9 protein-coding genes and 1 pseudogene are annotated in these 14,243 nt (G+C 39.9%); 1 reads left to right on the top strand and 9 read right to left on the bottom strand.

The window, feature by feature from the left end; translation table 11 throughout:
• Window positions 1-26 precede the first annotated feature (26 nt).
• From I2D56_RS08075 to I2D56_RS08090, 4 genes are all read right to left on the bottom strand, one after another.
• Window positions 27-593, bottom strand: coding sequence for an aminodeoxychorismate/anthranilate synthase component II (locus I2D56_RS08075; RefSeq protein ID WP_195348319.1), 567 nt, complete (start codon window positions 591-593; stop codon window positions 27-29).
• A complete protein-coding gene (gene trpE, locus I2D56_RS08080; RefSeq protein WP_195348320.1) occupies window positions 590-1,945 on the bottom strand; it encodes an anthranilate synthase component I in 1,356 nt (451 codons plus the stop codon). The genes I2D56_RS08075 and trpE overlap by 4 nt, the downstream gene beginning before the upstream one ends.
• 490 nt (window positions 1,946-2,435) lie before the next feature.
• A complete protein-coding gene (locus tag I2D56_RS08085) occupies window positions 2,436-3,473 on the bottom strand; it encodes a M42 family metallopeptidase (RefSeq protein ID WP_125335918.1) in 1,038 nt (345 codons plus the stop codon).
• A gap of 336 nt (window positions 3,474-3,809) precedes the next feature.
• Window positions 3,810-4,418 carry a hypothetical protein gene (locus I2D56_RS08090; protein WP_195348321.1) on the bottom strand — a complete coding sequence of 203 codons (609 nt, stop codon included), beginning with the start codon at window positions 4,416-4,418 and terminating at the stop codon, window positions 3,810-3,812.
• A gap of 229 nt (window positions 4,419-4,647) precedes the next feature.
• Between I2D56_RS08090 and I2D56_RS08095 the strand changes: the two genes are divergently transcribed.
• On the top strand, window positions 4,648-5,343 hold the full coding sequence (locus I2D56_RS08095) for a VIT1/CCC1 transporter family protein (protein ID WP_195348322.1): 696 nt from the start codon (window positions 4,648-4,650) through the stop codon (window positions 5,341-5,343).
• A gap of 453 nt (window positions 5,344-5,796) precedes the next feature.
• Here I2D56_RS08095 and I2D56_RS08100 read toward each other — a convergent pair whose 3' ends face one another.
• The 5 genes and pseudogenes from I2D56_RS08100 to I2D56_RS08120 all read right to left on the bottom strand — a co-directional run bounded on the left by I2D56_RS08100 (window position 5,797) and on the right by I2D56_RS08120 (window position 14,237).
• Entirely contained in the window at window positions 5,797-6,336 is a 540-nt protein-coding gene (locus tag I2D56_RS08100; protein ID WP_195348355.1) for an NADPH-dependent FMN reductase, read from the bottom strand.
• A gap of 157 nt (window positions 6,337-6,493) precedes the next feature.
• Window positions 6,494-7,345, bottom strand: a pseudogene (locus I2D56_RS08105) (VOC family protein).
• 239 nt (window positions 7,346-7,584) lie between these two features.
• Entirely contained in the window at window positions 7,585-9,006 is a 1,422-nt protein-coding gene (locus I2D56_RS08110) for a hypothetical protein (RefSeq protein ID WP_195348323.1), read from the bottom strand.
• Between the two features lie 33 nt (window positions 9,007-9,039).
• On the bottom strand, window positions 9,040-9,846 hold the full coding sequence (locus I2D56_RS08115; protein WP_195348324.1) for an abortive infection family protein: 807 nt from the start codon (window positions 9,844-9,846) through the stop codon (window positions 9,040-9,042).
• 2 nt (window positions 9,847-9,848) lie between these two features.
• Window positions 9,849-14,237, bottom strand: a complete 4,389-nt coding sequence (locus I2D56_RS08120; RefSeq protein ID WP_195348325.1) for an Eco57I restriction-modification methylase domain-containing protein — start codon at window positions 14,235-14,237, stop codon at window positions 9,849-9,851.
• Window positions 14,238-14,243: the final 6 nt, after the last annotated feature.

The raw sequence follows: 14,243 nt of genomic DNA on the forward strand, positions 1-14,243 counted from the left end.
AATTTTAGCTGCTAGGAACTGCTGGTCTAGTCTAGGACCAGCTTCACAAAATTTTCAATCATTTTTAGACCATCTGGACTGCCGATACTCTCAGGATGATACTGAAGTCCGTAGATTGGCAGGCTCTTGTGTTGGATGGCCATGATTTCTTGGTCGTCCGTGGTAATGGCCGTGACCTCAAATTCTTCTGGCATTTGGTCAACGACGATAGAATGGTAACGCATGATGGGCACATCATTCTCAATATCCTTGAAAATGGGAGATGGCGTTTCAAAGGTAATCTGGCTTTGTTTGCCATGCATGACATTCTTAGCCAGGCGCAACTTGCCGCCAAAGGTCTCCGCCAGGGCTTGGTGACCTAAGCAAATCCCCAACATGGGCTTTTTACCTGCAAAGTCTTTAATCATGGCTTCCATTTTCCCAGCATCTGCTGGCCAGCCTGGCCCCGGGGAGAAGACGAGGGCATCTGACACTTCCGCTTGCTCATACAAGCGCTCATCATCATTTCGCAAGACTTCGACCTCTGTAAAAGTTCCCAAGTATTGGGCCAAATTATAGGTAAAAGAATCGTAATTATCCACTAATAAAATCATTGAACATCTCCTATTCTTGTCATCGATTTTGCCTTGTTAATCGTTTCGTAAAATTCATTCTCCGGAACACTGTCGTAGACAATCCCTGCTCCTGCTTGGACGTAGGCCTTTTGATTCTTGAGGATCATGGTCCGGATGGCAATGGCGAAGTCCATATCCCCTGTCGCAGAGAGGTAACCAATAGCTCCCGCATAGACGCCACGTTTTTCCTCTTCCAATTCATAGATCCGACGCATGGCCCGAATCTTAGGAGCCCCAGAGACTGTTCCCGCTGGTAGTGTCGCTTTCAAGGCATCAAGAGCTGTTAAATGAGGCAGGAGTTGCCCCTTGACCACACTGGTCAGGTGCATGACATAGCGGAAATACTCGACCTCCATATACTTGGTCACTTCGACCGTCCCGTTTTGAGCGATTTTCCCGATATCATTGCGACCCAGATCCACCAGCATGCGGTGCTCGGCTGTTTCCTTGATATCGTGAAGGAGTTCATGTGCCAGGGCTTGGTCCTCTTCTTCCGTTGCCCCACGAGGTCGGGTTCCGGCGATCGGATTAGTCGTCACCTCTCCCTTTTTCACCGATACCAGACTTTCAGGACTGGCACCAATGATCTGGTAGTGACCAAAGTCATAGAAATAGAGATAGTTGGATGGGTTGGTCACGCGCAAATTCCGGTAATAATCCAAGGGATCACCCTCAAAATCTGCTGAAAAGCGTTGACTAAGGACACATTGGAACATATCGCCTTCACGGATCAGTTTCTTGGCCTTATCCACCATCTCCATAAAGACTTCCTTCTCGATGTGGTTGGTGAAGTGGAGAGCCTGCAAGGCCTGAGGGGTGAACTCGTTTGGCGCTTGGGTTTGCAGATCGGTCACCACTTGCCCCAGTGATTGGCGGACCGCATCATTGCTTCGACCAGAGTAGATATTGTCTTCCACCACATAGACTTTTTCCTTCTTGTGGTCAAAAATTAAATAAGACTCGTAGATGAAGAAATGCATATCTGGCGTCCCGATGGTATCCTGAGGAATGGAGCCAATCTCCTCATAGACTCCGATCATATCGTAGCCTGCAAAACCGATGGCCCCTCCAGCGAAAGGAAGATCAGACGTCAGCCCCTTTACCGTTACCTGGTGGAGGTAGTCAAAAGGATCTTGCTCCAGCACCTTACCATTCTCATACAGGATACCATCCTGATAGGTCACCTCAAATACTGGATTGTAGGCTACGATAGAAAAACGGGCATTCGCCTTCTCACGCGGGATCGACTCAAGGATGACCTTATGGTCACCTTGGACACGCATGTAGGCTAGAATGGGGGTTAAGGTATCAGCTGGTAAAATTTTTTTCATAGGAATTCCTTTCTTTTCCTAGGGACGAAGCGATGAAAGTCCTGATCCAAGCACATCCAATACTCTTCGAAGTTAGCAAGCTGACCAACTTCAACAGAATACAAAAAAACTCACAGAGTAACACTCTGTGAGGGCATTAAATCAGGTTTAACACGGTACCACCTCAGTTAATGGTCAAAAGGGTAGAAAGCGACCATTATCTCTATCTCCTCTAACAAGGAGTCGCACGATAAGGGGTGCCTACCGAGAAGAATATGTGTTATCTTCTCCTACTCTAAACAATCAGCCCAATGTTCACTAACTCCGACTACCTGCTCACAATAGCCGCAGGCTCCCTGAAAATCTTAGACTAGTTACTTTCTGATTTACTACATATTTTACTACATTTTTTTAGCTTGTCAAGAATTTTTTGACAGTTTATTCTAAAAAATCTACCCAGTCAACTTGACCAGGCAGATTCAATCCTATGTTTTAATCTTGAAAACGAAGCTTATTTGACCAAGTCGCTCTTGAGATAAGCATCGACCATGCGCTCTGTCGCCACCACAGAATCCACGTGGGTGCGCTCATAAGAGTGGCTAGATTCGATCCCTGCTCCGAGAAGACCATGCTTGACTTCTGCTCCTGCGCTCATGGCTGCAGAGGCATCCGAGCCATAGAAAGGATAGATGTCCAGTTTGTAAGGGATGTTTTGCTCCTTGGCCAAGGCCACCAAGTGCTGGCGGAAACCATAGTGGTAAGGACCAGAAGCATCTTTGACACAGATAGAAACCGTGTACTCATCTGTCTGCTGGTCATCTCCCATAGCCCCCATGTCCACTGCCAAATATTCGACCGCTTGAGCTGGGATGCTGGAGTTAGCCCCATGTCCCACTTCTTCAAAGACAGAAAAGGCAAAGTGAGTCGTCACTGGAAGGGTCACGCCTTCTTCCTTGTAGACGCGAAGGAGGTTAAGCAAGATAGCAGCGCTGACCTTGTCATCCAAGTGGCGAGACTTGATAAAGCCTGTATCTGTGACGATGGTCCGAGCATCAAAGCTGATAAAGTCTCCCACTTCAATCCCTAAGTCACGGGTTTCTTTTTCAGAGGTCACTTTTTCATCCAAGCGCACTTCCATATTGTCCTGGGTCCGCTCTACAGTTCCCGCATCCTTGTAGACGTGGCAAGAGGTTTGGTGGACAAGGATAGTACCGGAGTGGGTCTTACCAGTATTGGCCACATGGACGGTACAGTTTTCCCCTTCAATCATGTTCCAAGGGAAGCCACCGATGCGATCCAGCTTGAGACGCCCATCTGGTTTCACAGCACGGACAATTGCTCCCAAGGTATCCACATGGGCCGTGATATAGCGGTGTTGCTCGTCATTCTCACCCTTGAGGACGACGGTCACGCCTCCCTTAGCTGTCCGAACAGGGCTGTAGCCTAGGTCTGTCAAAGTCTTGACTAGGTAGGTCGCCACTTCTTCTGTAAAGCCTGTCGGTGATGCGATGGCTGTGAGTTCTTTTAGATATTCGACTGTTTGATTCATGAATTTCTCCTTCAATAATCTGCTAGTACGATTATAGCACGACTGCTCCTAAAAGACTAGCAAAGCAAGACAGCAAAAAAGAGTCAGAGAGTGGGACAGAAATCGGTAATTCGTTAGAATTCGATTTCGTCGTCCCACCTCCGCACAGTTGAGTAGGGCTGTAAAAGCTGATGAAATCAGCGTAGTAGAGCCCACTCAACCACTGCGTCTTGCTCGACAATCCAAAGTCAATTGAGAGGCTAGGACTTTTGTCCCAGCCTCTCACTCTTTTATTCATTTCGATCTTGATCCAATCTATAACTGCAGAAACTAAGTTCCCACAGAGAAGATAGGGGATTAGCTAGTCAAACCCCCAACAAACTTATAAGCAGTTACCAAAGCATTTGTCATGGTATCACGAGTTGCTTTGAAGGCCTCAATAAAGGCTGCACGGTGCTCTTCTGGGAAAAGCGTCGTATCATCTCCAAATTGAGTCAGTGTTTCATTCACAGAAGCCAACTCTTCATCCATCTTTTTGATACCAGGTTCCAAGGTCTTGAAGTAAGATTCTTGTTCAGATTTTGGCAATTTTTCTCCCAATTCATTGGCATGCTTCTTATAATTTTCAGCTAGTTTTGCATAAAGTCCCTTGATATCACCGATTGTTTTCGCGTTTTCAATTTCTTGATCTGTCACCAAAACAACTTCTGGAGCTGTTACTTGAGCGCCAGAGCCTGATGAAGACTGACTGGAAGAACTACTTGTATCATCCGTCAACTCAAATTTCTTTGAAGAAAATGATTTCTTCTTAGATGAGGATGTTTTCTTAGAGGAAGAAGATTTCTTTTCCACCTTGCTAGAAGATTTCTCTGAAGAAGCCTCTGGTTTTGCAGTTTGATTTCCCGAACATGCGACCAAGGTCAAGACTGAAAGCAAAGTGATTCCACTTGCGACTAATTTTTTCATGGTTCTCTCCTATAAATATTTTTACTTTTGTAAATTATATCTAAAATTATTTCGAATGTCAAAACACTATAATATCTATATTTCCCTCTCTTACCTTAGGGTTAACTCAGGATTAAATGGTCATTAGACTTTTCTTAAATTGTCGGACTTTTATCATTTGGGACAAAAGACTTGCAAACTGATAAATATTTAATTATAATCATTCTAAATAAGAAATCAGGAGACAAGTATGACTGAAACAAAACATGGGGTTGATGCCTCTTTTAACGACCGCTTAAATATCTTACGGGCTGGAGTGCTCGGTGCCAATGATGGCATTATCTCAATCGCTGGAGTTGTCATTGGGGTTGCCAGTGCAACCAGTAACCTCTGGATCATCTTTCTATCTGGCCTTTCTGCAATTCTAGCTGGTGCCTTCTCTATGGCAGGTGGTGAATACGTGTCTGTATCGACTCAAAAGGATACAGAAGAAGCCGCTGTGAGTCGAGAACAAGCCCTTTTGGACCGCGATCCAAAAGCTGCACGCGACTCCCTCTACGCAACCTATATTCAAAATGGGGAATGCGAAACAGCTGCTCAAATCATGACCGAGCGGGCCTTTCTCAAACACCCTCTCAAGGCCTTGGTGGAAGAAAAGTATGGCCTAGAGTTTGAAGAGTTTACCAATCCATGGCATGCGGCTATATCTAGCTTTGTTGCCTTTGTCCTCGGATCTCTTCCTCCCATGCTGTCCATCCTTCTCTTTCCCAAAGAAATCCGAATCCCCGCAACAGTGATCATCGTAGCCCTTTCCCTCCTCTTTACTGGCTACACCAGCGCCAAACTAGGAAAAGCCCCAACCAAGCAAGCCATGATCCGTAACTTGGTCATTGGACTACTTACCATGGGTGTTACCTACCTCTTTGGACAATTGTTTAGTATCTAAAAAAGCTGAGACTTCTGTCTCAGCTATTGAAGATAAAATCTTTAAAAAAACTTTCCTTAGGTGAGTACGGACGTCAGCGAATTTCATAGAAGTTCCATGACTTAGTTTTGAACCTAAGGTTCCAAAACTCCCGAGTGCCTGAAACAATTGCGTTTCAGGCACTTTGCACACAGCGGAAAGTTTTAGATCTTCTTAAATGACTAAAAATAGAAGTCATTATATTGAAGAATCATCTAGATAGTTTACGTAAAAAGTAGTTTCTCTACATTCTAAGAGGCTGGGACAAAAATCCTAGCCTCTTAATTGTCTTTGGATTGTCGAGCAAGACGCAGTGGTTGAGTGGGCTCTACTACGCTGATCACATCAGCTTATACAGCTCTACTCAACTGTGCGGAGGTGGGACGACGAAATCGAATTCTTACGAATGACCGATTTCTGTCCCACTCTCTTTTCTTATGCTTCCAATAAAGCTTGGGCTTGTTTTTCCAATCCTGCGATTGCTTCGTCTGTCAAGACCAATTCGCCTGTTGCCCAGGCTTCTGGGTTAACGGTTGTTCCTGTGAAGTCTCCCACTACTTGGGTACGAACGAATGGTAAGAGGGATTGGTAGGCTGCAAACATTGGCTCGTGTCCAGCATTAGCGACTGAAGAGACTGTTACGATCTTGTCTTGAAGAGCAGATGGGCCACGAGTTTCTGATAGGTCAAGGGCACGGCTGAGCCAGTCGAGCAAGTTTTTCACCACACCTGGAATGGCAAAGTTATAGACTGGTGAGAAGATCCAGATGGCGTCCGCAGCAAGGACTGCATCACGCGCCGCCTGCACCGCTGGCAAAGTTGGCGTTTCCAAATCTTGGTTCATCATCGGGATGTCCTTGTAGTCCAAGTAAGTCACTGTTGCTTTTCCTTCAAGAAGGCTTTCTGCTTTCTTAGCCATTTGGTGGTTGAATGATCCTTGACGAAGAGATCCGACGATAAATAAAATGTTTTTCATATTTTTCATAGATGTTTCTTCTTTCTGTTGTAAGATTATTTATTACAAGTACTATTCTACACGACCCAGATGTAAAGTCAAGAATTACATCTTGAATATTACTAATTCTTACTATTTTTTTGTTTTTTCTCTCAAAAAGACAGATTTATCAAGCATTCTAACCCTTTCTGACACGTGTTACAATCCCATCTGGGTCTGTAAACTCGAGCTCGCTTGAGGTCAACCAGGTAACAGCTGCCTCCTGCTCTTTTGCTCGCTCTGCGATGGCAACCAAGTCTTCTTTCTTTTCTACTTGGATGACGTAATAGGCAAGTCCAGGAAGGTGAGCTTCTCGTTTGGCCAAGTGCTTGCCAGCCCATTCATTGACTGCCAGATGATGATGCTAGTCTCCAGAGGCAATCCAACTTGCAGATGGAACGGTAAACTTATCAGCTAATTCCAGCACTTTTTGATAAAAGGTGGACGCTGCTCGACTATCTCTTACGGAGAGGTGGATATGTCCCATGCGGGTATCGGACGCTATCTGGAAGGGCTCCACCTTGCGCCCCATTTCATAGATTTCTTGAGCAGAGAGTTCCTCTGTCACCCCGATGATGCGACCATCCTCACGGATATCCCACTCCGCCACTGGCTTATCCCGGTAGAGCTCGATGCCATTGCCCTCTGGATCTTCGAGATAGAGGGCTTCACTGTAGCCATGATCCGCTGCCCCGACAAAGGGAACGTTCAGCTCAGCCATATGCTTGAAGACATCCGCCAAGTCCTCCCGACTAGGTAGGAGAATGGCCATGTGATAGAGACCATAGCTGGCCTTAAGAGCCTCAGTCCGATCCGTTTGGATGAGACGCACCAAGGGTTTATCTCCAGCCCCAAGAAGGACTTCATCCTCCATCTGAGACAACATCTCCAAGCCCAACATTTGGGTGTAAAAAGCGGTCTGGCGCGCCAGGTCCTTCACATTGAGGACTGCTTCTGCCAGGTAAATCTTGCTATTGTAGGCGTAGGTCATGGGTATCTCCTTTTCGGTTTTGTTTTGTTGTAATAATTTGTATTACATCATTATACACTCTTTTTTCAAAGAAGCAAGAAAAACAACTCGACAGAAAACCCTCCTTAGAAAAATAAGGAGGGAATTGTTTGTTAATAGTGATGAAGAACTAGCCCTTAAACTCTTGAACAAATTTCTTGAGTTCAGCATCGGCTTCTGGAGTGGCGTAACTCTTAAAAATATACAAATTGACTTAAATTCTAAAAGACTTTCTTATTGATTTCTGAAACATTATTTTTACCAGCTCGACCATCACTTGGTGTCTTAGCCATAGAAATAGTATAACGATTATCATCAAAATATGTTAGTTTATAATGTTTTCCATCCTCTGTAACGGTGAATCCCAGTTGTTTCAATTCTTGATTCAACTTTTTATTCAATCCGCTATAGTTTGTCAATAGACGTTTAATCTTATCTCTCTTATGATTGAGAATATTTTCACTATCATTCTGTTGTATAATATCTTGAATGATATGTTTCTTACGAGTTCCATCTTGGATATTCTGTAAGGAATCACTCAGAACTGACAAAACAAATTCCTTTTTCTCACCTTGAAAGAATTCCTTCTCAGATCCACTTGATATAAAACTACTATCACTATCTTGTTTATTATTGAAAAGATTTCTATAGTAGGTTAACTCTTGTTCCAGATCAGAAATACTACTACGTAAACGACCATTTTCTTCAGTTAACTCATCAAAATCATTACTAAAACTATCTAGGAGTTCTTCTGTCTCCTCTTTGGTTCTCTCAGCTTTCGTACGTTTAGATTTTTGACTTTCAAAACGATCTCGAAGTAAAGAAGTTAGTACACCATCCCATGTGTACAAAGGATCGATGCTCTGCTGGTTAGTGAAATTAACAACTGCCTTAACAATTCCTTGTCTAATTGTATCTGAATCAAATCCATTATGATAAAGAACTGTTCTATTATTCATCCTGTCGGATTGGAAATACAGACCAATAGAACCCCCTACCTCAATGACATCTTCATTAAGATCCTCAAGAATATTATTTAAATCAAGCTCTTCTTGCACAAGAACATGTGCAACCCCTTTTAGATCATAGGCCAATTTGCTAACATCGACTGGAGTGTCATTTGAAAGTGTTTTTGAAACATAAACAATAGGAAGATTATAAGAACGAATATCATTTACAATATCTAACAAAAGCTGATAGTTATTCTTACTTATAAAATGAGGGTTCATGGTCACTGGTAGATTACCATCAGCAAGGACATATCCCTTCTCAATCAATAGTCTGATAAAAAATGGAGTAGAAAATGAAGGAGCAATTCCAACAGCATCCTCAGTAAAACTTCGGTCCAACATGATTGACATTTTATACTCTTTAAAGTTCATGACGTAATCTGTGTTCCAAAGAATGCCATCATCCAATTTTTTTACATATCTAACGGCAATAATTTCTTCGTTACGGTACTCCTTAAACTCAAGAGATACCTTTTCATTACCAAACTTTTGGTCATAAGAACCGTCCCAACTTAAATCAGGAATCACATTATCATCGTGGGGGCTCTTTTGATTCCATTCAATAACTAAATTCAAGAAATCATCTTTGGTTAATGACTTGTCAATGTTTAAGATTGTAGAAAAAAGTAGCATTTATTTTCCTTTCAAAATCTAATATCAGAGCATCTAAAACGGTAAATCATCATCTGAAATATCATCAAAAAAATCTGAAAATTCAATACCATCTGATGTTTTTTGTTCTTTTGGAAATTTTTTCTCATAGAATTCAATTAAAAATAATCCAACGGTCGCACATGCATTAACTACAAAATAGGCATATAAGGGTTCCGAGATTAAGTATTTTTCAGAATCCTGACCATGAAAAAGAGTATTATCACTCCTTAAATCCTCTATCGCTTTTGCAACTGTTATAAATGAAGATGAGATAGATTTCATTTGGGTTGGTAATTCAGGGCTATCTGGATTAAGTTGAAATACTTTTAGTATTTCCTGAACCACCTTCTTACTAGTAGCATTAGAAGCACCAGATATATGAGCAAATCGGTTATCTGACAAAATTTCTTTAATAATACTTTCTAAAACAGAGTTTGCATTTCCAACCGCATCTGCTGGATTTTTCTCTATGCTCTGAAATGCTTGTTCAAAACTCGTTGAAGCGTTTTTATAGTTATCCTTGAGTTTATTACGAAATGTTGGAATTGATGGTATAAAATCAGGAGTTTCAATTCCTAAATCAATGGCCATTTTAATTAACAGTTCGGAATCAGTTTGAGCAATATTTCCTAAAGTATCAAGTAATTGGATATTATTATTCACGTAAACAATACCAAAATTCGCATTGCCAAAATCATCATATAAAGTTTGATTTAATTTCACATATTGCTCAACCTTTTTGTAACTACCATACTTTGACCAAATCGTTTTATCTAATTTCTCAATTAACTCCATACGATAAACGGCAGAAATATCCATCCTTACTCCATTTCTTTTATATTTTCTTCAATGAAGATAATTTCTTCTTCACTTAGCTCATATTTTCGATACAATTGCTGATTGATTTCTGCAATGGATTGTGACCAATCAATATCTAAGTCACTTGTAAAACTTTGAAGAGGTACAAATCTATAGGTTTTTCTTGTACCATTTTGATTTGCCTTTGCTAACATAATCAACATGCGAACAAATTTTGTTTTTAGATATTTTGATAAATTATTAGCAGTATCTCTGGTCAACTTAAGATTCCCACCAATAACCAGATATGTTTCTGTACAAGCACTTTTGGGTTCCGAAACTATAGTATTCAAATTATCGTCTGGCAAATCTGTCCCAATATTATTTGCAAATGCAGTTAAAACTTTATAAGAATCAACTAATTCCAGATTTCGTTTAATTGTGGACCTAGGTAAAAATCCTACACGCCCTTTACTTGCATAGATTTTTACATCATTATCATCATTTTCATCTCCAAAATCCTTCATCGTTGTAGCAATACCAAAAGGATTTCTCTCTGAAACAAATCCATATAACATTAATTTCTTATCTTCAAAGTCCAAACTAATATAGTTTCTTTCCAACATGTTCTGTAGAAGTGTATACGCTCTACTATCAGAAATAAACAAATCTAAATCTAGTAAGCGATAAGGTCTATCCGAACTATCTACTATCTTAGAGTTTTTTATAGTCTCCGTATGTATGAAGTATTTCGTATTATTAAAATTAGCATCCCAAACAAAGAAATTAACTCCTCCTCTTAAACTTACATTTTGAAAAACATCATTTGGTGTGACATAATTATGAAAAGATTTGATATGAATATCTTCTAGCATTTTTCTTCTAAAATTATCTAAACCTTTCCCTCCCAAGAACCAAACACTAGGCGTAATTAACGAAATATACTTAGGTTTAATACTAATAGAAAGTTCTATAAATTTGTCGTACAACGGCGTGGCACTTCCATTACCAGATTTATTATCTGACTCCTGATACGGTGGATTCCCAATCACAACATCAAATTTCACTTTATCAAAGGCCTCCTCTACTTGTTTTTTACCTTCTTCAATACTTGATTTCAATGTATCTGAGAAGTTTTCGATATAGGCTACGTTGGTCTTATATTTCTTGTAACCTGTTAAAGTTCTTTCTGTAATGGTCTTAGCCATTGGTGTTTTTGCAATGGCATAAATATTGTTTTCTAAGATTCCACGATAGACACTATCAGCATCGAATCGATTATCATCATTATTTTGTACGTATTGATAATAAAGACTCATAGCAGCATGCAAAGGGTAGAGGCCTGTCTTAGCATTGATATCAATGATTTTAGTCTCTGGATGATAGACACTATCAGTAACATCTGTGTCTACCCAATGTAGATTTGGTGTAGCACCATCAGTCATTGACTCAAAGTTATCGTCATAGAAATTAAGTCCACCAATACCTTTTGCAATTTGCATATTGACCACTCGCCATGGTGTCAAAACAGTTTCCTTATCGGGATTCTTGAAGCTACCAAATAAGGTTGCAATTTCTTCAGCACGTTCTATAAAATCAAGACTATCAAAAGATTTAGCTCGTTGACGAATGATTCGACCCGCTTCAATAAAGACCTCTGCGTCATAATACTTGGTTATATCTTTGAACATGTCTTTTGTGAATCCAGCAGGCATAAATTCTTTCCAAGATTCGTCATCAACTTCTTTGATAAAGTCTCCGATAGTAATATCTTTACTTAAATCGACATCCATTCCGTAGATCATCATTGGAATACGAATAGAAACTCCTCTTAAGATAGAAATCATCGTTTTTTGTTGTTTACGAGCCTCTTTGAGTTTTTCTATCGCTTCTTTTTCCTCTTGACTACGCTCATGAGGTTTCTTTTTCTTAGCTTTTTCTGCCTGGTCATATTCTTCATCAGTCAAACCACTATCGTTAATTGTTACTTTAGTAGGAGTTTTTTGTTTTTGCGTTTTACCAACGATAGCATTTAGTTTATTGAAACGTTCTGCATCATCAGCAGTTAGTGTTAAGAGATTATCATTGTAGAGACTGTCATCTTCAAAACCTGAACGTACTGCTTTTTCAGCATATACCTTTTTGATTTGAGTCAACATACGGTCAACATTAAATGGTTCCATTCCATTATCACTTTTACCTAAAATGGGCAAAAAGTTAAGCAAATTTGCCATCGCCTGTTTTTGCTGATTTGTATTTTTCTTCCCAACACCAGAGTTTATTTGAGCCGTTTCAGCCATTACTGTTAAAGCACGGTCTGGAGCAAAATCAAAAATATAACAACGTTTCTTCATTCCAATCTTTTCATGAGAAAATGGTGTTTGTGCACGAAATGCAGCCTGTAGGTAATTCGTTGAACTGCTAGTATTAGAAAGGAACATCACTGCTGTCCATTCAGGAACATTGACACCTGTTGTCAACCTACGAACTGTCAAAGTGATTGTTTTTGTTTGTGAAGGATCATCCGTAATCGCTTGACGTACCTTCGAAAGATCATCTCCTGAAGCATCTATGATATTATCACTCTTATCGTTTCGTACAACATTAACAATATTGTAGTCCATCCCAAACACTGGGTGTTCTTTTAAAAGCTTTTCAAAAGCATTAGCTTCTCTAACTCCCGGCATGATCCAAAGAGTATGACGGAGTTCATCACGATATTCTCTTGTTGAAAATGGATAATTAGTGTCACTATTTGGGTTAGTGATATTATCCAAAAAACGTCGGACATCAGCTTTATAAACTAATTCACCCTTATCATCCACTCTGAAAAATTCACGAAAATTGAAGGCTTTGTTTTCATCGGTAAATTTTTCCTTATATTTCATCTCAAAGGTATACATTTGTACCTCTGGAAGTTGCTCATAAGGGTTAGGAAGTTCAGGATTTTCCAAATCCCATTTCAGTTTAGCTTGTTGTTCCATGACATAGTCCCAAGTATAGACTTGTTCAGGTGCAAACTGATCAAGAAGATTAAAAGGTGTACCGGATAGTTCTAGAATCTTGGTATAACCTTCTTTTACCAAAGATTTCATGACAGTATCGCTAAGTTCAGTCTGTGTTCCCTCATGTGCTTCATCAATGATGATTAAATCCCAGTCTACATCCGAAAATAAAGGGAGATTGGCTTGAGCGCTATTATAACGTAAATACTGAATAGATGCGAAATAAATGAATGGATTATCACCAGATTTTAGGGTAGTTAATTTCTCTCCCTTATCAACCGATCCATACAAATACCCTGCTTCTGCCATTTCCATTTTTTTGTAGTCCTCAAACCATGAATCACGGACTACTGGTCTATGTGTCATGATTAGAACACGTTGAAAACCTTCTTGCTTAATAAGCTCCAATGAGGTTAAGGTTTTACCAAAACGCATTTTGGCATTCCAAAGCATACGGTCTTTTTTCTTAAAAGTCTTTTGAGTTTGTTCCACGGCAGCATTTTGTTCAGGTCTAAGAATAATATCCGATTTATCTGCTATATATTCAGCCGGTACATCACTAATAAATGACCGTCCATCTTTGACTGCCTTAATAGCCTTCTTAGCTGTCAATAAATCAGTCTTAAACCATTCATTACCTGCTAATTCTTCAGGGTGTTTAATTCCTGACCTCTTTAAAACTTCATGGACGTCATGATCATGAAACCAAGTTTTTGTAGATTTTTTATAAGCCAGTTCAACCCACCCAAGTTCAAAATGAAGACCAGCGGTTGTCATATATTGCTTAATTCTTTTTGGTGCTATTTTACGTAAAAACTCACTATTTGCTGTCCAATCGGCTTCAATATCGTCTGAAGATATTGTTCCTTCACCGATCTTTTGAGCACCCTCATAAGCAGCAAGTTTTCCACTTTCGTTATTAACAGTCTGTACATAGATAAACTTACGTTCAGCTGTTGTATAACGCTCTTGAGCTTTAGGTTCTAAGAAATTATCATACAAAGAAACTTTAATTTGATCATTAACATACTTAGTCACGAACCAAACTAAAATCATATAAATCTGTTCCAATGATTTTAATGCATTCTCTTGAGTTGCCTCTTTAGGATTAAGTTCATGAGCTGAATTATTTCCATACCGTTTAATCTCAAAAAAAGCATCCACGATTTCTTTATTTTTAATATAAGATTTGATATTTTGTAACGTCACATGAAAAGTCGAATTTGATGGTAGTTTGATACGTTTACAATTAGCAAATAGGATTGCTGTATTTTCTGCAACTTTACGAACTCTTATCAACACACCTTCATAATCTTTTTGTGAGTAGTTATTCTCAGCCTCATTAATAGTCGAAAAAAGTACTGCTGTTTCTGTGTTCAATTTTAAAAAATCAAAATTTGATGCCATAATTAT

Source organism: Streptococcus australis, assembly GCF_015553625.1.
Classification (GTDB): Bacteria; Bacillota; Bacilli; order Lactobacillales; family Streptococcaceae; genus Streptococcus; species Streptococcus australis_B.